The sequence below is a fragment of the Streptomyces sp. NPDC057445 genome (assembly GCF_042802855.1).
Taxonomy (GTDB): Bacteria; Actinomycetota; Actinomycetes; order Streptomycetales; family Streptomycetaceae; genus Streptomyces.
The window spans coordinates 17,003-39,097 of record NZ_JBHVDH010000010.1; the positions used below are offsets into that span (position 1 = coordinate 17,003).

General features: G+C 70.6%; 16 protein-coding genes and 1 pseudogene. 10 read left to right on the forward strand and 7 right to left on the reverse strand.

From position 1 onward, the window contains the following. Window positions 1-25: 25 nt before the first annotated feature. Entirely contained in the window at window positions 26-1,768 is a 1,743-nt protein-coding gene (locus ACFU5O_RS21640; protein WP_384243236.1) for a hypothetical protein, read from the reverse strand. Window positions 1,769-1,960: 192 nt separating this feature from the next. On the opposite strand from ACFU5O_RS21640, the gene radA reads away from it, so the two are divergent. Both radA and disA read left to right on the forward strand, forming a co-directional pair. Next, window positions 1,961-3,370 carry a DNA repair protein RadA gene (gene radA, locus ACFU5O_RS21645; protein WP_384242848.1) on the forward strand — a complete coding sequence of 470 codons (1,410 nt, stop codon included), beginning with the start codon at window positions 1,961-1,963 and terminating at the stop codon, window positions 3,368-3,370. A gap of 211 nt (window positions 3,371-3,581) precedes the next feature. Continuing rightward, entirely contained in the window at window positions 3,582-4,715 is a 1,134-nt protein-coding gene (disA, locus tag ACFU5O_RS21650; protein WP_384242851.1) for a DNA integrity scanning diadenylate cyclase DisA, read from the forward strand. Window positions 4,716-5,217: 502 nt separating this feature from the next. On the opposite strand, the gene ACFU5O_RS21655 is transcribed toward disA, so the two are convergent. Then, entirely contained in the window at window positions 5,218-6,024 is an 807-nt protein-coding gene (locus tag ACFU5O_RS21655) for a hypothetical protein (protein ID WP_384242854.1), read from the reverse strand. A 326-nt stretch (window positions 6,025-6,350) separates the two neighbouring features. On the opposite strand from ACFU5O_RS21655, the gene ACFU5O_RS21660 reads away from it, so the two are divergent. From ACFU5O_RS21660 to cseC, 5 genes are all read left to right on the forward strand, one after another. Then, window positions 6,351-7,301, forward strand: coding sequence for an A/G-specific adenine glycosylase (locus ACFU5O_RS21660; RefSeq protein WP_384242857.1), 951 nt, complete (start codon window positions 6,351-6,353; stop codon window positions 7,299-7,301). A gap of 189 nt (window positions 7,302-7,490) precedes the next feature. Next, a complete protein-coding gene (locus ACFU5O_RS21665) occupies window positions 7,491-8,108 on the forward strand; it encodes a SigE family RNA polymerase sigma factor (protein WP_384242859.1) in 618 nt (205 codons plus the stop codon). Continuing rightward, window positions 8,096-8,788, forward strand: coding sequence for a hypothetical protein (locus ACFU5O_RS21670; RefSeq protein WP_384242861.1), 693 nt, complete (start codon window positions 8,096-8,098; stop codon window positions 8,786-8,788). The genes ACFU5O_RS21665 and ACFU5O_RS21670 overlap by 13 nt, the downstream gene beginning before the upstream one ends. A gap of 140 nt (window positions 8,789-8,928) precedes the next feature. Beyond that, entirely contained in the window at window positions 8,929-9,633 is a 705-nt protein-coding gene (cseB, locus tag ACFU5O_RS21675; protein ID WP_384242864.1) for a two-component system response regulator CseB, read from the forward strand. A 40-nt stretch (window positions 9,634-9,673) separates the two neighbouring features. After that, window positions 9,674-10,999, forward strand: coding sequence for a two-component system sensor histidine kinase CseC (gene cseC, locus ACFU5O_RS21680; RefSeq protein ID WP_384242867.1), 1,326 nt, complete (start codon window positions 9,674-9,676; stop codon window positions 10,997-10,999). Window positions 11,000-11,141: 142 nt separating this feature from the next. Here cseC and ACFU5O_RS21685 read toward each other — a convergent pair. Together ACFU5O_RS21685 and ACFU5O_RS21690 are read right to left on the reverse strand one after the other, a co-directional pair. Then, a pseudogene (locus ACFU5O_RS21685) lies at window positions 11,142-11,391 on the reverse strand (helix-turn-helix transcriptional regulator); the annotation flags it as partial. A 189-nt stretch (window positions 11,392-11,580) separates the two neighbouring features. Next, a complete protein-coding gene (locus ACFU5O_RS21690) occupies window positions 11,581-13,185 on the reverse strand; it encodes an MDR family MFS transporter (protein ID WP_384242870.1) in 1,605 nt (534 codons plus the stop codon). A gap of 119 nt (window positions 13,186-13,304) precedes the next feature. Between ACFU5O_RS21690 and ACFU5O_RS21695 the strand changes: the two genes are divergently transcribed. Further along, window positions 13,305-13,868, forward strand: coding sequence for a TetR/AcrR family transcriptional regulator (locus tag ACFU5O_RS21695; protein ID WP_384242872.1), 564 nt, complete (start codon window positions 13,305-13,307; stop codon window positions 13,866-13,868). Between the two features lie 3 nt (window positions 13,869-13,871). Here the strand turns inward: ACFU5O_RS21695 and ACFU5O_RS21700 are convergent, their stop codons facing one another. After that, window positions 13,872-14,504, reverse strand: coding sequence for a M23 family metallopeptidase (locus ACFU5O_RS21700; RefSeq protein ID WP_384242875.1), 633 nt, complete (start codon window positions 14,502-14,504; stop codon window positions 13,872-13,874). Window positions 14,505-15,039: 535 nt separating this feature from the next. On the opposite strand from ACFU5O_RS21700, the gene ACFU5O_RS21705 reads away from it, so the two are divergent. Further along, window positions 15,040-17,949 carry an NACHT domain-containing protein gene (locus ACFU5O_RS21705; RefSeq protein WP_384242878.1) on the forward strand — a complete coding sequence of 970 codons (2,910 nt, stop codon included), beginning with the start codon at window positions 15,040-15,042 and terminating at the stop codon, window positions 17,947-17,949. A 108-nt stretch (window positions 17,950-18,057) separates the two neighbouring features. On the opposite strand, the gene ACFU5O_RS21710 is transcribed toward ACFU5O_RS21705, so the two are convergent. Further along, complete coding sequence (locus tag ACFU5O_RS21710) at window positions 18,058-20,586, reverse strand: ATP-dependent Clp protease ATP-binding subunit (RefSeq protein WP_384242881.1); 2,529 nt, start codon at window positions 20,584-20,586, stop codon at window positions 18,058-18,060. A gap of 429 nt (window positions 20,587-21,015) precedes the next feature. Between ACFU5O_RS21710 and ACFU5O_RS21715 the strand changes: the two genes are divergently transcribed. Beyond that, window positions 21,016-21,633: an SCO3374 family protein gene (locus ACFU5O_RS21715; RefSeq protein WP_384242883.1), complete on the forward strand. Its 618-nt coding sequence runs from the start codon at window positions 21,016-21,018 to the stop codon at window positions 21,631-21,633. Here ACFU5O_RS21715 and ACFU5O_RS21720 read toward each other — a convergent pair. Continuing rightward, entirely contained in the window at window positions 21,612-21,947 is a 336-nt protein-coding gene (locus tag ACFU5O_RS21720) for an Lsr2 family protein (RefSeq protein ID WP_384242891.1), read from the reverse strand. The two genes, ACFU5O_RS21715 and ACFU5O_RS21720, sit on opposite strands and share 22 nt — an antisense overlap. Window positions 21,948-22,095 lie beyond the last annotated feature (148 nt).

Below are 22,095 nucleotides of genomic sequence, written 5' to 3' on the forward strand. Positions count from 1 at the left end.
CGGCGTGGGCCGGAGAAACGCTTCCTCAACCCGAGGTGGCGGGTGGCTCCGGGTCCGGGGACGGCTCGCCGGGCGGCTCCGGCTCCGAGGGCGGCTCGGAGGCCGGTGGAGGCTCCGAGGCCGGTGGGGGCTCGGAGGTGGGCGGAGGCTCCGAGTCGGGCGGGGGCTCGGAAGGTGGGGGCTCCGAGGGTGGCGGGTCGGACGGGGGCGGCTCCGGGGCGGGAGTCGTGCCGTGGCCCCTTACTTCCATCACCACTCCGGAGGGGTCGACGCCCACTCGGGCGGTCCACGGGCCGGCCGGTTCCGCGGCATGGTCGACGAATACCTGGACGGTGACGGACTCGCCCGGATACAAGGTGCCGGACGTGAGGCTCGCGTAGAGCCAGGGGGCGTCGGTCCACAGGGACCAGGAGACCGGCGCGCCACCCGACGCGGTCATGGTGATCATCGTGGTGTCGCCAGAAGGCTGTGCCTCGACCGTGAGCCGGCCCGGTCCCCGGCCGGGAACCGACGAGCCGGCCGGCGGTGGCCCCGTGCTGATCACCTGGACCGAGATCCCCTCCGCCGCCGCCGGGAGCATTCCCGGCGTCCTGCTCCCGGCGGTGAAGCGGTGGCCAGGGTTCTGGCGCGCGTTCCCGGCATTTTCGTAGTGGTCGTACGGGTCGCCCTGCATGCCCGCAGGGTCGTCCGCCTCGCTCGCGGAGACCGAGGAGCCGTCGCGCCCCTCGCCGATGACCGGTGCGCCGCGGTACGCCGCCCAGAGCGCCAGCACGGGCGCGGCGACGACGGTCGCGACAACGGTGGTGGTGACCGCCCGGGTCCGCAGCCGGTCACGCCGGGCCACGTGGTCCTTGGGATCGACGGGGAACCCGTGGCGCCCGAAGCGGGGCGCACCGGTACGCGTCCTTGGGACGTGCAGCATCGCCATGTGCGCCGCGGCTCGGGGCGCCGGCACGAGAGGCAGCGGTCCGGGAGTCCCGCCACCCGTCGCGGGGGGAGTGACGGACGCCCCCGGCCAGGTCGTGCCCGTGCCGGCACGCTCGGCGGTACGACGGCAGCGAGGGCAGTCGTCGACGTGCCGTACGAGCTCGCGCCGCAGTGTGGCGGAGAGCAGCACATGGTGGTCACCGGTGAACCGCGCGACGGACGGGCAGTTGCCGGTCTCGACCACGGCGAGCGCCGCGCGCGTGCGCTCCACCTCGCAGGCGGCGGTCGCGAGCAGCTCTCGCGCGCGGGCGGCGTCCATGCCGAGGACCGACGCGACCTCACCCGGGGTGAGCTGATGCCGTACCGCGAGCTCGAGCGCCTCGCGCTGCTCGGGGGTGGTGCCCGCGGCTTCCGGCCAGGCGAGCAGGGCCAGCTCTGCGCGGTGCCGCTCGGCGGCCTCGGGCGACACCGGGGGCGCGGCGTCGTCGGGGGTGGGTACGGAACGCCGGCTGTGCGCCCCGCCCGTCCCCTGCCGCTTGCGGCGCTTCTGGTCGGCGAGCTCACGCAGACAGGCCCACCTGGCCAGCGCGTACAGCCATGCTTTCCGCCCGGACTCCCCGGCGGGACAACGCCCGTGGTGCCGCTCGGAGAAGGCCAGGACATCGCCGAGCACGGCCGTCGCCCCGTCGTGGTCGCAGAGCGCGGAAAGGCAGTACGTGAACAGCCCGTCGAGGTACGCCTCGTACCGGGCGGGCGGGGTCTGCCCGAGAGTCGGCCGGTGGCCGTGCGCACGGCGGTTCGCCCGCTGTGCGCCGGTGGTGGGCGTAGGAGGCTCCAGCATGCTGCTCGTCACCCGGCGACCGTAGGCAGTAACAGGCACACCCTTCTCGCCACTTGAGCGCATTTACTCCTTACGGGTGAACTTATCGCCCAAAAGGGGACGGAGGCATGTGCCTCTGTCGTGGTCACTGTGCTTGTCCCCGGCACCGGGAGCCGTGCACGGGTGTCAGTGGGGCCAGCTACGGTTGCGCGCATGGCTGCCCGTACGAAAACCGCCAAGGACAGGCCGTCCTACCGCTGCACCGAGTGCGGCTGGACGACCGCCAAATGGCTCGGCCGCTGCCCGGAGTGCCAGGCCTGGGGCACGGTGGAGGAGTACGGCGCACCCGCGGTCCGTACGACAGCTGCGGGCCGGGTCACCAACGCCGCGCTGCCCATCGGCCAGGTCGACGTCAGGCATGCCACCGCGCGCACGACCGGCGTCGACGAGCTGGACCGGGTCCTCGGCGGCGGACTGGTGCCGGGAGCGGTCGTCCTGCTCGCGGGCGAGCCGGGCGTCGGCAAATCCACGCTGCTGCTCGACGTCGCCGCCAAGGCGGCGAGCGAGGACCATCGCACCCTGTACGTCACGGGCGAGGAGTCCGCGAGCCAGGTCAGGCTGCGCGCCGACCGGATCAACGCGCTGAACGACCATCTGTATCTCGCCGCGGAGACCGATCTCTCCGCGGTCCTCGGCCATCTCGACGCGGTCAAGCCCTCGCTGCTGATCCTGGACTCCGTCCAGACCGTGGCCTCGCCCGAGATCGACGGGGCGCCCGGCGGGATGGCGCAGGTGCGTGAGGTCGCGGGCGCGCTGATCCGCGCGTCCAAGGAGCGCGGGATGTCGACGCTGCTGGTGGGCCATGTCACCAAGGACGGAGCGATCGCGGGTCCGCGGCTGCTGGAGCATCTCGTGGACGTCGTGCTGCACTTCGAGGGCGACCGGCATGCGCGGCTCCGGCTCGTACGGGGCGTCAAGAACCGTTACGGAGCGACGGACGAGGTCGGCTGCTTCGAGCTGCACGACGAGGGCATCGTCGGCCTCGCCGACCCCAGCGGACTGTTCCTCACCCGGCGCGACGAGCCCGTGCCGGGTACATGCCTCACCGTGACGCTGGAGGGCCGCCGCCCGCTCGTCGCCGAGGTGCAGGCCCTGACCGTCGACTCACAGATCCCGTCGCCCCGGCGCACGACCTCGGGCCTGGAGACGTCCCGAGTGTCGATGATGCTGGCCGTGCTGGAGCAGCGGGGCCGCATCAGCGCGCTGGGAAAGCGGGACATCTACAGCGCGACGGTCGGCGGTGTGAAGCTCTCGGAGCCGGCCGCGGATCTCGCGATCGCGCTGGCGCTGGCGTCCGCGGCGAGCGACACCCCCCTTCCGAAGAACCTGGTGGCGATCGGCGAGGTCGGCCTCGCGGGCGAGGTCAGACGGGTCACGGGCGTCCAGCGCCGGCTGGCGGAGGCCCACCGCCTCGGCTTCACGCACGCCCTGGTTCCGACCGACCCGGGCAAGATCCCGCCCGGTATGAAGGTCACGGAAGTCGCCGATATGGGCGACGCGCTGCGGGTGCTCCCGCGGGGTCGCAGGCCGGAGGCCCCGCGGACGGACGAGGTGCGCCGGTAGCGGCGCCGGGCCCGGTCCTGGCGAGAAAGCCGCTCAGGGGGAGCGGCGGCGAGAGACGATGACGGAGCCGGGGCGACTGCCGGAAGCGCGGCAGGGCGCCCCCGGGCGAAGCTCCGCACGGCGGCCATCGTCACGCGACGCCGCCCTGGCCTGGCCGGGGTCGCTAGACTTTGCCCTGGTCTCGCCCATCCGTACGAGCCGGAGGAGTGCAGTGGCAGCCAACGACCGGGGCTCAGCACCCGGAAAGTCAGGCGGAGGCTCCGGGGGATCCGGCAAGGAGTGGCTGATGCGCGCCTCTCTGAGTGCGGTCGCCCCGGGCACCGGCCTGCGCGACGGTCTGGAGCGCATTCTGCGGGGTAACACCGGCGGGCTGATCGTCCTCGGAATGGACAAAACGGTCGAGTCGATGTGCACGGGCGGCTTTGTGCTGGACGTGGAGTTCACGGCGACGCGACTGCGTGAGCTGTGCAAGCTCGACGGGGCGCTCATTCTCGACAAGGACATCACCAAGATCCTCAGGGCGGGCGTGCAGCTGGTTCCGGACGCATCCATCCCCACGGAGGAGACGGGCACCCGGCACCGGACCGCGGACCGGGTCTCCAAGCAGTGCGGCTTCCCCGTGGTGTCCGTCTCGCAGTCGATGCGCCTCATCGCCTTGTACGTGGACGGGGAGCGGCGGGTCCTGGAGGAGTCAGCGGCGATCCTGTCCCGGGCGAACCAGGCGCTGGCGACCCTAGAGCGCTACAAGCTGCGCCTCGACGAGGTCGCCGGGACACTCTCCGCGCTGGAGATCGAGGACCTGGTGACGGTCCGGGACGTCACGGCGGTCGCGCAACGGCTGGAGATGGTGCGCCGGATCGCGACGGAGATCACGGAGTACGTGGTGGAGCTGGGCACCGACGGGCGGCTGCTGGCGCTCCAGCTCGACGAGCTGATCGCGGGCGTGGAACCCGAGCGGGAACTCGTCGTCCGCGACTACGTCCCGGAACCGACGGCGAAACGGTCCCGTACCGTCGACGAGGCGCTCGTCGAGCTCAACGAGCTGACGCACGCGGAACTGCTCGAACTGCCCATCGTGGCGCGGGCCCTGGGCTACAGCGGCTCCCCCGAGACCCTGGACTCCGCAGTCTCGCCCCGCGGCTACCGGCTGCTGGCGAAGGTTCCGCGGCTGCCGGGCGCGATCATCGAGCGGCTCGTCGAGCACTTCGGGGGCCTCCAGAAGCTGCTCGCCGCGAGCGTCGACGATCTCCAGGCGGTCGACGGCGTCGGCGAGGCGCGTGCGCGCAGCGTCCGCGAAGGGCTGTCGCGGCTGGCGGAGTCGTCCATCCTGGAGCGCTACGTCTGAGCCCGCGCCGGGGCCGGGCGCGCCGGGCGACCATGCCCGCCGTGCTCACGCGCCCCGGCCGGAACGGCTCTTCGCCGTTCTTCGGGGAGCGCCTTGCGGAGATCCCCTGCCCCTCGGGCAGCGCCTCGCACAGATCACCTCACGCAGATCGCCTCGTGCAGTTGGCCTCGCGGGGACACGACTGCCGGCATGCGCCCTGGCGCCCGCCTCGCCGAGCAGCTCCGGCCGCTGCCGGGCAACTCCGCCTCCGCCGGGCGACTCCCGCCTCCGTCGCGGCCAAGAGGCCGTCAGACAACGGGCTCCCGCCGTTCGTGGGGTCTTTCGTTCGGATCAGGCCGGATCGGTGAACGGGTTCCGGCGGCGTGCATCGCATGGCGGAGGAAGGAGATCACGCGGTGGACGGGCACCCCAGCGGTAGCTGCGGGGACGTAGGCGACCGAGGACGACGCAGCGAGGCGCGGCACCAGGGCACGCGAACCCGGCAAGATCCGAACGAGAGACCCTAGTCCTTGTCCAGGCGGAACGATGCAGGTGTCACCGTCACACCCGGGAACGTGGCCTCGACCAGGTAGGTGCCGGCCGGGGCCTGGGCCGCCGGCGGTGTGGCGCACCGGGCGGCGCTCGGGCGGCGGTCCCAGTCGACGGTGTGCGTGATCGTCGAGTTCGCGGGGACCTCCAGCAGCAGGCTGCCACCGCCGCGCGGACAGTCCTTCGACGACCAGACCTCGTCGTCCTCGTTGTCGCTGATGACCAGGACCGCGGCCTTCGGGCCGAAGTCGGCCTTGCACGCGACGGTGGACGTGTTCTTCGCGATGAGCTGGAAGCGCGGCTTCTCGTCCGGCGCGTACGACACCTTGGCACTGCGCAGGGTCAACTGCAGTGTGCCCGAGGAGCAGTTCGGCAGAGGTGAGCCGGCGGGGACCTGCCGGCCCACGCTCCCACCGCCGTTCGCGGCGCCGCTCGCGCCCGGGTCGCCGTTCTTGCCGGCGCCGTCGGAACCTTCCGTGCCGCCGTCGTCGCCGGTGCCGTCGCTGCCGCCCGGTCCGTCCGTCTCGTCCGACTCGTCGCGTCCGCCCGGCTGTTCACTGATCGCGGGGCCCGACGGGTCGTCGCCCGGGGTGATGGAGGGTGCGGGACCCGCGCCGCCCGGCTTGCCGTCGTCGCCGCCCTTGCTGCCGCCCCCGCCGCCGGTACCGACGGCCCAGGCGATCAGCAGCGCGAGCAGCGCCAACAGGGACAGCGCGACTGCCCTCCGTCGCCAGTAGATGGAGGAGGGAAGCGGCCCGACCGGATTGCGCAGAGATCCCACGCACCGAACTGTACGAGAGATCGCCGGCAACTCCCGCCCCACCCGCCGCCCATGCTGAACGATTTTGTCGATCATCATCACGGGTCGTAGGGATCGACCGTACGGAGCAGCCCTGTTGACCCCCGCGTTGGTCGGGGGCCGGCCGGTCGACGGCGCCGGGCGGGTGCGCCTGCGGTACGCGTACCGGCCCCGGGTCGTGCGGCCGTCGACCGCTCATGCCCGGCCGCGACGCTCATCGGCTCCGGGTGACATGTACGCCACCCCGGACCGCTTCACGGAGCGCATGCGCCGTGCGCGCCCCTGAGCATGCCAGGATCGGAAGTGCCATGACTGCGACCGACATCCCCTCCCCCGCCGTCGACGACTCCTCCGGTGTCGACATCGCCCGCGACGCGTCCGAGGACGCCGCCGTCCTCCACGCCCCCGTCCTCGCCTGGTTCGACCAGCACGCCCGTGATCTCCCCTGGCGCCGCCCTGATGCCGGTGCCTGGGGCGTGATGGTCAGCGAGTTCATGCTGCAGCAGACCCCCGTCAGCCGGGTGCTCCCGGTCTACGAGCAGTGGCTGGCCCGCTGGCCGCGGCCTGCCGACCTTGCCGCCGAAGCGCCCGGCGAGGCCGTGCGTGCCTGGGGCCGGCTGGGCTATCCGCGCCGTGCGCTGCGGCTGCACGGCGCCGCGGTGGCGATAACGGAGCGGCACGGCGGTGACGTACCGCGCGAACACTCACAGCTGCTGGCGCTGCCCGGCATCGGCGAGTACACGGCGGCAGCGGTCGCGTCGTTCGCGTACGGGCAGCGGCACCCGGTCCTCGACACGAACGTCCGCCGGGTGTTCGCGCGCGCGGCGACCGGGATCCAGTACCCGCCGAACGCGACCACGGCCGCCGAACGCCGCCTCGCACGCGCGCTGTTGCCCGAGGACGACGCAACGGCGGCGCGCTGGGCAGCGGCCTCGATGGAGCTCGGCGCACTCGTGTGCACCGCGCGCAACGAGGAATGCGGGCGCTGCCCGGTCGCCGGGCTGTGCGCGTGGCGGCTGGCGGGGAAGCCGGCGCACGAGGGGCCGCCGCGGCGCGGTCAGACGTACGCGGGCACCGACCGCCAGGTGCGCGGCAAGCTGCTCGCGGTGCTGCGCGACGCGGTCGCGCCGGTGCCGCTGGCGGTCCTGGACCGGGTCTGGGACGAGCCGGTGCAACGGGCCCGTGCCCTGGACGGGCTGGTTGCGGACGGTTTGGTCGAGCCGCTGGAGAATGACCGGTTTCGACTGCCTCTCACCTGAGAATCCGCGGTAAACCTCAGCGGATGCCGCTGTTACACAACCGATGGACGGCCGTGCGCCCTCCGAGGGCTTCCCCGCACAGCCTCGTGACAACAGCTCCGTAGCTTCTTGTGGCGTAAGGGAAACCACGAGAACGCACGGCAGCACACGGTTGCCACGGGGCTTGTTACGGGGACGGAGGCGGTTGTAATGGCGCACGGCGAGGTGCTCGAATTCGAGGAGTACGTACGCACCCGGCAGGAGGCGTTGCTGCGCAGCGCCCGGCGCCTCGTCCCCGACCCGGTCGACGCCCAGGACCTGCTGCAGACCGCGCTGGTCAGGACGTACGGCCGGTGGGACGGCATCGCCGACAAGTCGCTCGCCGACGCCTACCTCCGCCGCGTCATGATCAACACCCGCACCGAGTGGTGGCGGGCCCGCAAGCTCGAGGAGGTTCCGACCGAGCAGCTGCCGGAGGCGAGCGTCGAGGACGCCACCGAGCAGCACGCGGACCGGGCCCTGCTCATGGATGTCCTCAAGGTGCTGGCCCCCAAGCAGCGCAGCGTCGTGGTGCTGCGGCACTGGGAGCAGATGAGCACCGAGGAGACCGCCGCCGCGCTCGGCATGTCGACCGGTACGGTGAAGAGCACCCTGCACCGGGCGCTCGCCCGGCTCCGCCAGGAGCTGGAGAGCCGCGAGCAGGAAGGCCGGGGGCTGGAGAGCCACGGGACCGGGGGGGCCGGACGCCGTGGGGCGCGGGTTCCCGGGCAGCGTGGTGAACGTACGTACGCACGTCATGAGGGACGGGGGGAGCGGTGCGCGGCCTAGCCGGAGACGGCATCGGCGCCGGAGACGGCGAAAGCTCCAGAGGCGGCTTCTGCCGATGGGCGGCGAGTGGCACGGCAGTGGCCGGCCTCGCCGCCTTCGGGCTGTTCGCGGCCGGTTGCTCGACGGGCGGGACGGGGACCCGCGACGAGGGGCCGGCGCGGACCGATCCGGTGGCGCAGTCACCGTCGACCCACGAGCCCAACGCGACCTCCTCGCCGGTGAAGAAGGTCGACGCGGTCCGGCTGATACTGGACGACCCCAAGGTCGGCAAGCGGGTCAAGGCCGATCTGAAGGAGTGCGCGGACGACGCGTACCCCATCGACACGTCGTACGGGAACGTCACCAGCAGCCCGGTGCCCGATGTCGTGGTGAATGTGCTGACGTGCGGAGATGCCGTGGGCATCGGCACGTATGTGTATCGCGAGGGCGACAACGGCTACGAGAATGTCTTCGCCGCAGAGGAGCCCGCGGTCTACTCGACCATCGACCGGGGCGATCTGGTCGTCACCAAGCAGGTGTACGCGAAGGGCGACCCGGTCTCGTACCCCTCCGGCCAGATCGTGATCACGTACCGCTGGACGGGGAACAGGTTCACCGAGCACGACCGGGTCGAGAACGAGTACAGCCGGGGCATGGGCGGCGCTGTCGCGGACGATCCGGTACCGACGGCACCGCGCTGACCTACGCCGACGTCGGCGGCATGCGGCATCCGGCACCCGGCACCGAGGGCGGCGGCCTCCGGTAGGACGCCGGACACCGGCCGCCACGACACATGATCCACAGCCCAGCGGAAATCGAGAGAGCAGCGGAGTACAGCAGGATGGCCGAGACACATGTCCTGTTCGTCGAGGACGACGACGTCATCCGGGAAGCCACCCAGCTCGCGCTGGAGCGCGACGGCTTCACGGTGACCGCCATGCCGGACGGGCTCGCCGGGCTGGAGGCCTTCCGCACGGACCGTCCCGACATCGCGCTGCTCGATGTGATGCTCCCGGGGCTCGACGGCGTCAGCCTCTGCCGGCGGATCCGGGACGAGTCGACCGTGCCCGTGATCATGCTCTCGGCGCGGGCGGATTCGATCGACGTCGTGCTCGGCCTCGAGGCCGGCGCCGACGACTACGTCACCAAACCGTTCGACGGGGCCGTGCTGGTCGCCCGGATCCGTGCGGTGCTGCGCCGCTTCGGGCATGCGGGCGGTGTCGCCGGCGACTCGGGCTTGCCCGGACAGCCGGGCGAGCACGGCGTGCTCACCTTCGGCGACCTGGAGATCGACACGGACGGCATGGAAGTGCGCCGCGCCGGAGAGCCGGTCGGACTGACCCCGACCGAGATGCGGCTGTTGCTGGAGTTCTCGTCCGCACCGGGCACGGTGCTGTCGAGGGACAAGCTGCTGGAGCGGGTCTGGGACTACGGCTGGGGCGGGGACACCCGCGTGGTCGACGTCCACGTACAGCGGCTCCGTACGAAGATCGGCCAGGACCGGATCGAAACCGTCCGGGGCTTCGGCTACAAGCTCAAGGCATGAAGGAACCCGCCCCGCGCACCGGCGCAGAACAGGACCCCGCATGAAGCGCCTCGCCCTGCGCACCGGTGTCCGGTGGAAGATCAGCGTCGCGATCGCGGCGGTCGGTGCGCTGATCGCCTTCGCGCTGAGCCTGGTGGTGCACAACTCCGCCCGTGTCTCGATGCTGGAGAACGCCCGCGACCTGCAGATGAACCGGCTGCTCTTCGCCCAGCGCATCTACGAGACCACCAAGCCGAAGACCGCGCCCAAGTTCGGCACGAAGCTCAACGATCCCGCACTGCCCCGCGAACTGAGGCACCTGCTCGAGGGCGGCCGCCAGGGCACCTATGTGCAGGAGCACCACGGCGGGGCCCCCGACATATGGGCGGCCGTGCCGCTCGGCAACGGCGACGTGCTGTCCCTGCACAACCGCATCGCCGACCGCAGTTCAGCGATCATGCGGGACCTCGACCGGGCGCTGATCATCGGCTCGGTGTCGGTGGTGTTCGCTGGCTCCGCGCTCGGCGTGCTCATCGGCGGCCAGCTCTCGCGCAGGCTGCGCAAGGCCGCCGCCGCGGCCGGCAAGGTCGCGCAGGGCAACACGGAGATACGCGTCCGGGAAGCCGTCGGCGGCGTCGTACGTGACGAGACGGACGAACTGGCACGGGCCGTCGACGCCCTGACCGACGCGCTGAACGAGCGCATCGAGGCGGAGCGCCGCGTCACCGCCGACATCGCCCACGAGCTGCGCACCCCCGTGACCGGGCTGCTCACTGCCGCCGAGCTGCTTCCGCCCGGCCGCCCTTCCGAGCTGGTACGGGACCGGGCACAGGCCCTGCGCACGCTGGTCGAGGACGTGTTGGAGGTGGCGCGGCTGGACAGCGCCTCCGAGCGGGCCGAGCTCCAGGAGATAGCCCTGGGCGAGTTCGTCAGCCGCCGTGTCGCCGTGCTGAACCCGGACACGGTCGTGCGCGTCGTCCACGACTCCTGGGTCAACACCGATCCGCGGCGGCTGGAAAGGATCCTGGGCAATCTGCTGGCCAATGCGGCCAAGCACGGCGGCACACCCGTCGAAGTCACCGTCGAGGGCCGGGTCGTGCGGGTGCGCGATCACGGCCCCGGCTTCCCCGAGGCGTTGCTGCGTGAGGGGCCGAGCAGGTTCCGCACGGGCGCGAGCGACCGGGCCGGGCACGGCCACGGACTGGGCCTCACGATCGCGGCCGGCCAGGCCCGGGTCCTCGGCGCCCGGCTCACCTTCCGCAACGCGAGCCCCGAAGGTGCCGCGGCCCCCGGTGATGCCGCCAGCGGCGCGATCGCGGTGCTCTGGCTCCCCGAACACGCGCCGACGAACAGCGGCAGCTTCTCGATCCCCCTGCTCGCGGACTGACGCGTCGGCGGGCACCGGGCCCAGGCCGTGGCCGGGGAAGTAGCGGCGTCGGGCCGAAGGGGCGGGGGCCTGCGGCGTCCGGTGCTGGGGCACTCCCCCTGGCTTCGCCGGGGAGCCCCCCACCAGTGGCGAACGGCCACGGGGTCTGTTGCCTGAACCGGGCCGAGAGGGTGCCGAGACTGCTGAGACCGACCAGTGAGCAGATTTCGGCGTGACCGACAGATCCGCGCGGCGCAGGAGCTCCTCGGCGCGCTCCATGCGTCTGCGCGACAGATACCGGCCGGGCGTCTCGCCGTAGCCCGCCTTGAAGGCCCGGACGAGTGGAAGCGTGAGTGCCCGGCATGGGCTGCCACCGCCTCCAGGTCGAGGGGCTCTGCCCAGTCGCGGTCCATCGCGTCCTTGGCGAGGCGCAGCTGCCGCAGATGGGCGAGGTGTGCGGTCACCGGGGTGGCGCGTTCCCCCGTGTTTCTCCCCGTATCCGATGCCGGCACGCCCCACTGACAGCGGCCCCACCGACAAGGCCCCCGGTGCGGTGGCACCGGGGGCCCTCATCTGCCTGCCGTGGCGGAAGCGCGCGCCGGTCAGACGGTCTCGGCCAGCTTGGGCGCGTCCTGCGCGGCGTCCGCGGCCGGCTTCGCCGGGCCCGCGCCCTTCAGCGGCTCCTCCTTGACGAAGAACGCCGCGAGGAACCCGATCACCGCGACGGCCGAGCCGAGGAGGAAGGCGGAGTGCGTGCCGGAGGACACCGCGAACTGGTACGCCTCGCGTACCTGCTCCGGAAGCTTCGCCAGGCTCGCCGCGTCCAGCTGTGCGGACTGCTGGGTGAGCGCGGACCCGCCGTGGGCCGTCATCTCGTCCTGCACCCGTGAGGTGAAGAGGGCGCCCATGATCGCGACACCGAAGGAGGAGCCGAGCGTACGGAACAGGGTGGTGGACGAGGACGCGACGCCCATGTCCTTGAGCTCGACGCTGTTCTGCGCGACCAGCATCGTGATCTGCATCAGGAAGCCCATGCCGGCGCCGAGGACGGCCATGTAGAGCCCGGAGGTGAGCCGGGACGTACCGGTGTCCATCTGCGCCAGGAGGAAGAGACCCACCACCATCAGTGCGCCGCCGATGATCGGGAAGATCTTGTACTTGCCGCTGTTCGTGGTGACCCGGCCCGCGATCAGCGAGACGACCATCATCGAGAGCAGCATCGGCAGCAGGAGCAGTCCGGAGTTGGTGGCCGACGCGCCCTGCACGGACTGCTGGAACAGCGGCAGGAAGAGCACCGCGCCGAACATCACGAAGCCGGTCAGGAAGCCGATCACCGACATCAGGGTGAAGTTGCGGCTGCGGAAGATGTGCAGCGGGATGATCGGTTCCGGGACCTTGGTCTCGACGAAGAGGAAGCCCACGAGCGCCACGACGCCGATCGCGACAAGCTCCATGATCACGGCGGAGCCCCAGGCGTACTCGGTACCGCCCCAGGTGGTGACGAGCACGATCGAGGTGATGCCGACGGTCAGCAGCGCGGTGCCCAGATAGTCGACACGAACCTTGTCCGCGCCGCGCTCGCGCTTGGGCAGGTGCAGTACGACGGTGAGCATGGTGAGGGCGACGGCGCCGAGCGGCAGGTTGATGTAGAAGCTCCAGCGCCAGCCCCAGTGGTCGGTGATGGTGCCGCCGACCAGGGGTCCGCCGATCATGGCGAGGGCCATGACGCCGGCCATCATGCCCTGGTACCTGCCGCGCTCCCGGGGCGGTATGAGGTCACCGATGATCGCCATGACGCCGACCATCAGTCCGCCGGCGCCGAGACCCTGGACGGCACGGAAACCGATCAGCTGGCTCATGTCCTGGGCCATTCCGCTGAGCGCCGACCCGATCAGGAAGATCACGATCGAGGTGAGGAAGACGCCCTTGCGGCCGTACATGTCGCCGAGCTTGCCCCAGATGGGCGTGGAGGCGGCGGTGGCCAGGGTGTATGCGGTGACCACCCATGACAGATGCTCGAGGCCGCCGAGCTCACCGACGATCGTCGGCATCGCGGTGCCGATGATCATGTTGTCGAGCATCGCCAGCAGCATCGCGATCATGAGCGCGAGGAGAACGACCCGGACGCTGCGCGGCTGCGCCCCGCCCTGCCGACCCGCCTCCGGCTCCTCGGGTGCTGCCTTCTTCGATGGTTCCTGTCCCGCCACGGTCCCACTCCCCTGGGTACTTACTTGCCGCCCGGCTAGTTCACTACAATGGGAAGCTAGACCCTAACTAGCCGGGCGTCAAGTAAGTAGATGCGCAGGCATGTCTTCAGGAGAGGCCCATGGCCAGAGGCAACACCCGGCAGCGGATTCAGGACGTCGCCCTGGAACTCTTCGCCGAGCACGGGTACGAGAAGACGTCTCTCCGCGAGATCGCCGAGAAGCTGCAGGTCACGAAGGCGGCGCTGTACTACCACTTCAAGACCAAAGAAGACATCGTCATCAGTCTCTTCGAGGATCTGACCCGGCCCATCGACGAGCTGATCGCCTGGGCGCAGACGCAGCCGCGCACGCTGGAGACCAAGCAGGAGATCCTGCGCCGCTATCAGTCCGCGCTCGGGGCGGCCGCCCCGCTCGTCCGCTTCATGCAGGAGAACCAGGCCACCGTGCGCGACCTGAGCATCGGGGAGACCTTCAAGGAGCGCATGATCACCATGACCCGGCTGATCCAGGAACCCGACCTGAGCATGGCCGACCAGGTCCGCTGCGTCAGCGCGCTGTTCACGATGCACGCCGGCACGTTCTTCATGCAGAGCGTCGAAGGCGACCCCGAGGAGAAGCGCGAAGCTGTCCTCGAGGTCGCCATCGATCTGGTGACCCAGGCCTTCCAGGGGCCGCGGGAGTAGGCGTCAGATCGTGACGCCGACACCGCGCAGGAAGGAGGCGGGGTTGAGCGCGGAACCGTAGTTCGGGGTCGTACGGATCTCGAAGTGCAGGTGCGGGCCGGACGAGTTGCCGGTGTTGCCGGACAGGGCGATGTTCTGGCCCGTCTTCACGGCCTGGCCGGCCGAGACGTTGATCTTCGACAGGTGGGCGTACTGCGAGTACTTGCCGTTGTCGTGCTTGATCACGATGGCGTTGCCGTACGCGGGGCCGTCGCCGCCGCCGTTCGGGCCGGCCTTCACGACGACGCCGCCGTGCGCCGCCTTCACCGCGGTGCCGACCGGAACGGCGAAGTCCTGGCCGGAGTGCTTGTGGGACCACATGGCGCCGCCCTGGTTGAAGCTCGCGCTGAGGGTGTAGCGCGCGACGGGCTTGACCCAGGACGGGGCCTTCTTCGCCGCGGGGGCCTTGTCGGCCTTCGCCTGGACGGCCTTGACGACGGCGGGGGTCGCGGCGGCCGGGGCGGTCTTGCCCGCATCGGCGGCGGCGACACCGGCACCGGCTCCGACGACCATCACGGCGCCGAGTCCGGCTGCCACGACGGAGCCACGGGTACGGAGCACGGACGGGCGGAGACGGTTGATGTTGCGCTTCGACATGCGGGAAGAACCTCCGGGCTGATCGGGCATGAACGGACCCGGCGCAGGAGCACCGGGTGCCACACCTTGGTAACCCAGCCCCCCAATCCACCTCAAACCCCCCATCTACGACATCCCGTCGTAGCCGCGGCCGTGTGAGCAGGACCCTTGACGGCCCCGGGATCCACCGTCCGGCATTGTCCGAAATCTCCGGACGAAGTGCGGTTTAGCCCCATGTAGAGGCTGCGCCAGCGCCGCGTCGGCCCCCATCCCCCTCGAACGCCCTGCCGACCCACCCGCGACCCCACCCGCAGCGGCCCCGCGACCCCCGGACATCGCCTCGCGACCCCACTAACGTCGGTAGTAGGCTCGGAACGGCCTGTGCGCCTTGTCACGGCCGGTGGGACCGAAGTCCTTCCGATTCGGGACCAAAGTCCCGTTAGGGAACGGCAGAGGCGGTGCGACGCAGGTCACGCCGGAGACGGCGTTTCCGGGGGGAATCACCCCGTCCGAGACTGTGGATCTCTGGGTCCGGGGGAGCTGAGGGGAACACTGCATGGAGCCCGCGCTCATCGGCACCCGGCTGGCATCGGCAGCCATCACCCCCCTGCTGAAACAGCTCCTGGTACGGGAAGGCAGCGGCGCCGCCCTCACCGACAGGCCCGTGCGGCTCTCCGGGCTGGTCTCCTTCCGCGGCGAGCAGCGCACCCTGACCGAGAAGGACGTACGGAGGCTCGCGCGCACCCTCGTCGCCCGCGCCGTGGAAGGGCCCGGGGAGCGCCCCTTCCCGCCGGACGAGACCGAGGCCGTCTCCGGCGCCCTCGCCCGCACTCTGCTCGCCCTCGGCGACCTGGACATGGACGACGTCCAGGCGGTGCGCCACGGCCATCGCGAACTGGCACGCCGGCTGCGCACCGCAACGGCGGCGCGGCGCGGCGCCGAGGGGCTGTCGGCGGATTCCACCGTCTTCCTGGACTCGATCACCGAGTGGGCCTGCCTGCACGTCCTCCAGTTCTTCACCCAGCGCTCGTCCTTCGTCGCCCGCACCCTGGTCGAGCAGAGCCGCACCCAGGCCGAGCTGCTCGCGAAGCTCGACGAGCTGATCCTTCGCAGCCCCCGCGCCGACGGCCGCGACGTGGCCTTCGAGCGCCGCTATCTGTCGTACGTCGCGAAGAAGCACGGAAGCCTGACGATCTACGGGATCGACCTGCACAACTCACCGGACGCATGGCCGCTGGATCTGGCGTATCTGTCGCTCGAGGCCGCCGCGCCGACGGAAACCGGGCCGGTCCGGGCAACCGCCTCCGCCGAGCCCCACCCCGAACGATGGGCAGGACCCGATACGGCGATCCCCGCCGACGAGGCCCTCGCGCGCCAGGACAGGGTCCTGCTGCGCGGGGTGGCGGGCTCCGGCAAGACCACGCTCGTCCAGTGGCTCGCCGTCTCGGCCGCGGGCCAGGACCCCGACGAGCGGATGGCGTACCTCCGTGACCGCGTCCCGTTCGTCCTGCCCCTGCGCACCCTCACCCGCCACGGCGAGCGGATGCCCGCCCCCGACCGCTTCCTCGCCGCCGCCGGCTGCCCCCTCACCCCGCCCGACGGCTGGGCCGACCGGGTACTTTCCACAGGCCGCGGCCTCGTCCTCGTCGACGGCATCGACGAGGTACCCGAGCCCGAGCGCGAACGCACCCGCCGCTGGCTGCGCGATCTGCTCGCCACCTACGACGCGGGCAACCGCTGGCTCGTCACCTCCCGCCCCTCCGCCGTACGGGACGACTGGCTCTCCCCCGACGGCTTCACCGAGCTCGCCCTCTCCCCCATGCGCCGCACCGAGGTGACGTCCTTCGTGCGCCGCTGGCACCGGGCCGCGGGGCCCGACGCCGGGTCGTACGAGCAACCGCTGCTCGATGCCCTCCGCACCGGACAGGACCTCGCCCGCCTCGCCACCAACCCGCTGATGTGCGGCCTCATCTGCGCTCTGCACCGCGACCGCCGCGGCTACCTGCCGCGCGGTCGCAAGGCCCTCTACGAGGCCGCGCTCTCGATGCTGCTCGACCGCCGCGACCGCGAGCGGGACATGGGGACGCCGTCCGGCGTCGACCTCGCCGAAGCCCCGCAGATCCAGCTGGTCCAGCGCCTCGCGTACTGGCTCACACTCAACGGCCGCACGGAAATGGACCGTTCACGTGCCGAGTCGCTCGTCCTCGGGGCGATTCCCGCCGTTCCCGAGGCGGCGGCCGCCGACGACCCCCGGGCGGTGTTCACACATCTGCTGCACCGCAGCGGCCTGTTGCGCGAACCGTCCCCGGGTGCCGTCGACTTCGTCCACCGCACCTTCCAGGACTATCTCGCCGCGAAGGCCATCGTCGACGAATGGCACATCGGACTGCTGACGCGGCATGCCGCCGACGACCAGTGGGAGGACGTCATCCGCATGGCCGTCGCCCATGCCCGTCCCCGTGAATGCGCCGAGCTCCTCCGGGAGTTGCTGGGCGCGGCCGACGCGGCGACCGACCGCTCGACCCAGCTGCGCATCCTGGTGGTCGCGGCTGCCGCGATGGAACAGGCGACGGAGATCTCCCCGGAGATCCGGGGTGCGCTGCTCAGCCGTACGGCGGACGTCATCCCGCCCCGCACGAGCGAAGAGGCCCGCGAACTGGCCTCTGCGGGCCCGCTGGTGCTCGATCTGCTGCCGGGCCCCGACGAGGTGTCCGACGCCGTGACCGCCCGCATGACCGTGATCGCCGCATCCCACATCGCCTCACACGCGGCGATTCCCTTCCTCGCCGCATACGCCTCGCATCCGTCGCTGCTGGTGCGGTCGCAGCTGGTGTGGGCCTGGGACCGCTACGACACCCGGCAGTACGCCGCCGAGGTCGTCGCGGCAGTCGATCCGGAAGGCCTTCAGTTCACGATCCGGAACGCCGAGCAGGCCGAGGCCCTGATCGCGCTGGGCGGCAGGGGCTGGATCCACTTCAGCGGCGATCTCCCGGAGGACCTGATCAGCCGGACCGTAGGGACCTGTGCACCAACCATGATCCGTGTCTCGGGGAACAGGTCGCTGACGGACCTCGGCTGTCTGCGGGGGGCGCGGGAACTGGCGTACCTCGAGGTGGACCGCTGTACGGCGCTGACCGACCTGTCGATCCCGGGAGGTGGCGCGGTCGAGGAGCTCGCGCTGGACAACGTGCAGCTCGGACTTGCCGAGGCCGTGCCTGCGGCCGGGAGGCTTCGTCTCGAACTGCGGAGCCGGGGACGGTCTCTTCATCAGGTGCCCCGCCTCTTCCCGGAGATCACCGAGGTGGTGGTCGACCACCGCCTCCGGCGGAACTTCCTCGCCGATCTCTCGCCGCTGCACGCACTGGAGGGGCTCCGTACGGTTCGAGTCCTCGGAGACCGCGACCGGTTCTCCGGCGTCGACGGATTCGCCCCCGAGGTGCAGGTGGCACTCGACGAGTCGCGGTAGACCGGACCGCCCGTGCCGGCGGAACACGGCCCGCTCACAGGCCCGCCCATGAAGAAGGGGCTGCCCCGGACCTCAGGTCCGGGGCAGCCCCTTCAAGCGTTCCGAGCGCTACGCGTCCTTCGACAGGTTCGGACCCGCGCCGCCGCCCGCCGCCGACTCGATCGGCGGGACGTCCGGCAGGGCCGACTTCTCCTCGCCGCGGAAGGTGAACTTCTTCTCCTCACCCTCGCCCTCGGTGTCGACGACCACGATGTGACCGGGACGCAGCTCACCGAAGAGGATCTTCTCGGAGAGCAGGTCCTCGATCTCGCGCTGGATCGTCCGGCGCAGCGGCCGGGCACCCAGCACGGGGTCGTAGCCCTTCTTCGCCAGCAGGTTCTTCGCCTCCTGGCTGAGCTCGATGCCCATGTCGCGGTCCTTCAGGCGCTCGTCCACCTTGGCGATCATCAGGTCGACGATCTGGATGATGTCTTCCTGCGAGAGCTGGTGGAAGACGACCGTGTCGTCGACACGGTTGAGGAACTCGGGCCGGAAGTGCTGCTTCAGCTCTTCGTTGACCTTCGCCTTCATCCGGTCGTACGTGCTCTTGGTGTCGCCCTGGGCTGCGAAGCCCAGGTTGAAGCCCTTGGAGATGTCCCGGGTCCCGAGGTTGGTCGTCATGATGATGACCGTGTTCTTGAAGTCCACGACCCGGCCCTGGGAGTCGGTCAGCCGACCGTCCTCCAGGATCTGGAGAAGGGAATTGAAGATATCGGGGTGGGCCTTCTCGACCTCGTCGAAGAGGACGACGGAGAACGGCTTCCGGCGCACCTTCTCGGTGAGCTGGCCGCCTTCTTCGTAACCCACGTATCCGGGCGGGGAACCGAAGAGACGGGAAACCGTGTGCTTCTCGCTGAACTCCGACATGTCGAGGGAGATCAGGGCATCCTCGTCGCCGAAGAGGAATTCGGCGAGCGTCTTGGACAGCTCGGTCTTACCGACACCGGACGGGCCGGCGAAGATGAACGAACCGCCGGGGCGCTTCGGGTCCTTCAGACCGGCACGCGTACGCCGGATCGCCTGGGACAGCGCCCTGATGGCGTCCTTCTGGCCGATGACGCGCTTGTGGAGCTCGTCCTCCATGCGGAGCAGACGGGAGGACTCCTCCTCCGTCAGCTTGAAGACCGGAATACCGGTGGCCGTGGCGAGGACCTCGGCGATCAGCTCGCCGTCGACCTCGGCGACGACGTCCATGTCGCCGGCCTTCCACTCCTTCTCCCGCTTGGCCTTCGCCGCCAGCAGCTGCTTCTCCTTGTCGCGGAGAGAGGCCGCCTTCTCGAAGTCCTGGGAGTCGATCGCGGACTCCTTGTCCCGGCGGACGGCCGCGATCTTCTCGTCGAACTCGCGGAGGTCCGGCGGCGCGGTCATCCGGCGGATGCGCATCCGGGAGCCGGCCTCGTCGATCAGGTCGATCGCCTTGTCCGGGAGGAAGCGGTCCGAGATGTACCGGTCGGCCAGGGTGGCGGCCTGGACCAGCGCCTCGTCGGTGATCGAGACACGGTGGTGCGCCTCGTAACGGTCGCGCAGGCCCTTGAGGATCTCGATGGTGTGCGGCAGCGACGGCTCCGCGACCTGGATGGGCTGGAAACGGCGCTCCAGGGCCGCGTCCTTCTCCAGGTGCTTGCGGTACTCGTCGAGCGTCGTCGCACCGATGGTCTGCAGCTCGCCTCGCGCCAGCATCGGCTTGAGGATCGAGGCGGCGTCGATCGCGCCCTCGGCGGCACCCGCACCCACCAGGGTGTGGAGCTCGTCGATGAACAGGATGATGTCGCCGCGGGTGCGGATCTCCTTGAGGACCTTCTTCAGGCGCTCCTCGAAGTCACCGCGGTAACGGGAGCCGGCGACCAGCGCACCGAGGTCCAGGGTGTAGAGGTGCTTGTCCTTGAGGGTCTCGGGCACCTCGCCCTTGACGATGGCCTGCGCCAGGCCCTCGACGACCGCCGTCTTGCCGACGCCGGGCTCGCCGATGAGGACCGGGTTGTTCTTGGTCCGGCGGGACAGCACCTGCATGACCCGCTCGATCTCCTTCTCGCGCCCGATGACCGGGTCGAGCTTGGACTCGCGAGCGGCCTGGGTGAGATTCCGGCCGAACTGGTCGAGGACGAGGGAGGTCGAGGGCGTGCCCTCGGCCGGGCCGCCTGCCGTGGCGGCTTCCTTGCCCTGGTAACCGGAGAGCAGCTGGATGACCTGCTGCCGCACCCGGTTGAGATCGGCGCCGAGCTTCACGAGGACCTGGGCGGCGACGCCCTCGCCCTCGCGGATCAGGCCGAGCAGGATGTGCTCCGTGCCGATGTAGTTGTGGCCCAGCTGAAGAGCTTCGCGGAGCGACAGCTCCAGCACCTTCTTGGCACGAGGGGTGAAGGGGATGTGCCCGGACGGGGCCTGCTGGCCCTGGCCGATGATCTCCTCCACCTGCTGGCGGACCGCCTCGAGCGAAATCCCGAGGCTCTCCAGGGCCTTAGCGGCGACACCCTCACCCTCATGGATAAGGCCCAGGAGGATGTGCTCGGTGCCGATGTAGTTGTGGTTGAGCATCCGGGCTTCTTCCTGAGCCAGGACGACAACCCGCCGCGCGCGGTCGGTGAACCTCTCGAACATCGTTAATCGCTCCTCAGAGCGGTCAGTCAGTTAGGGGTCGATCCCCTCCCTGTCCTTCCGCAGCTTAGTCCCGCAAGCGGGGACCGCTCATTCCAACTGCCGACACCCGTCGCTGGCCTCCTGCACCGAACGCCGACAAATGCTCCAACCCGATGGTGCGAGACGATGTTCCCGCAGGCCAAGTGGTTACCCTCGCCATCAGTACGCCGATGGCGAACGTGAGACTCAAAAGCCTGCGTGTCGTACGTCCCCACTAGGGATGTCTTACCCGTAAGGACGGACACTCCATGCCGCGCATGGCGGTTCCCTCAGCTACGGGCGAACATCCTTGCGCCCTCGAAGATCCCGGACATCACCCTCGCCGACCACGCTGTGCAATCAATCATCCACATTGCGTAACCAACGGGCCGGCCCGGGAGTTCCCGGGACATGGTCTCCATTGTCCCGCTTCCTCGTACGCCGGCGCCGCTCGAAGGCGGCATCGCGCGGTGGTACGAGCACGAGCTGGGGTGGGCGACGGCCGACGGGCCCCCGGTGCAGCTGCTGACCGGGCTCCGCTTCGACGTGCTGGAGCTCCCGGCCGACGCGGGCTTCGCGCTGCTGAGGCGGTACGCGCGGACGGGCCCGGTCGCCCTCACGGGGCGGAGGATGCGGCTGCTGGTCGCCGCGGGCAGCGCCGACGAGCTGCCGGGGCTGCTCGACTGGCTGGAGTGGGGCGGGATCGGTCTCGATCTGACCGCCGCCGGGGCGGGCGGGCGGATGGCTGCTCCCGTACCGCCCGGAGTCTCGGCGGACCTGCCCGTCACCCCTGGGCCCCAGGGGGCCGCCGGGTGGTTGCGGCCCCCGGAACCGGGGCGCGAGGTGGAGCCGTCACTGCCGGCGCTGGCCCCTGTCGGGCGCTGCGCCGGGCCCGGGGGCGTTGGGGGCACCCCCGACCTCGTACGGCTCGTGGACGCGGCGGCGAATGCCTGCCACCGTGCCCGGCTGGTTCGTACGAATACCCGCGCCGGCGCTCGCACGAGGACTCAGGCGTTGGCCTTCTCGTAGGCCTCGCGGATCTCGGCGGGAACGCGGCCGCGGTCGTTGACGCTGTAGCCGTTCTCCTTGGCCCACTTGCGGATCTCGGCGGTGTCCTTGTTGCCCGTCGCGACGGCGCGACCCTTGCCACGGCCCGTGGCGGCCCGGCCACCGGTACGCCGGCCGCCCTTGGTGTACGGCTCGAGCAGGCCGCGCAGCTTGTCGGCGTTGGCGGTGGTGAGGTCGATCTCGTAGGTCTTGCCGTCCAGCGCGAACGTCACGGTCTCGTCCGCCTCGCCGCCGTCGAGGTCATCGACAAGAAGGACCTGAACCTTCTGTGCCACCGGATTTCCTTTCATCGAAAATGCAGTACGCGGAAAGGAAACCGCTTTTCCCTGAAAAACACAAACCCTCGGCAGAGGTTCAGAACCTCGAGAACGCGGGAAACGTGCGCGATTCGGACATAGGGATCGGCCTTCGTTCCGCCCCGCC

Coding starts and splice junctions, on each gene's coding strand:
- ACFU5O_RS21640 (WP_384243236.1), bottom strand. CDS start 1,768: ATGCTGGAGCCTCCTACGCCCACCACCGGCGCACAGCGGGCGAACCGC.
- radA (WP_384242848.1), top strand. CDS start 1,961: ATGGCTGCCCGTACGAAAACCGCCAAGGACAGGCCGTCCTACCGCTGC.
- ACFU5O_RS21660 (WP_384242857.1), top strand. CDS start 6,351: ATGACTGCGACCGACATCCCCTCCCCCGCCGTCGACGACTCCTCCGGT.
- ACFU5O_RS21665 (WP_384242859.1), top strand. CDS start 7,491: ATGGCGCACGGCGAGGTGCTCGAATTCGAGGAGTACGTACGCACCCGG.
- cseB (WP_384242864.1), top strand. CDS start 8,929: ATGGCCGAGACACATGTCCTGTTCGTCGAGGACGACGACGTCATCCGG.
- cseC (WP_384242867.1), top strand. CDS start 9,674: ATGAAGCGCCTCGCCCTGCGCACCGGTGTCCGGTGGAAGATCAGCGTC.
- ACFU5O_RS21695 (WP_384242872.1), top strand. CDS start 13,305: ATGGCCAGAGGCAACACCCGGCAGCGGATTCAGGACGTCGCCCTGGAA.
- ACFU5O_RS21700 (WP_384242875.1), bottom strand. CDS start 14,504: ATGTCGAAGCGCAACATCAACCGTCTCCGCCCGTCCGTGCTCCGTACC.
- ACFU5O_RS21705 (WP_384242878.1), top strand. CDS start 15,040: ATGGAGCCCGCGCTCATCGGCACCCGGCTGGCATCGGCAGCCATCACC.
- ACFU5O_RS21710 (WP_384242881.1), bottom strand. CDS start 20,586: ATGTTCGAGAGGTTCACCGACCGCGCGCGGCGGGTTGTCGTCCTGGCT.
- ACFU5O_RS21715 (WP_384242883.1), top strand. CDS start 21,016: ATGGTCTCCATTGTCCCGCTTCCTCGTACGCCGGCGCCGCTCGAAGGC.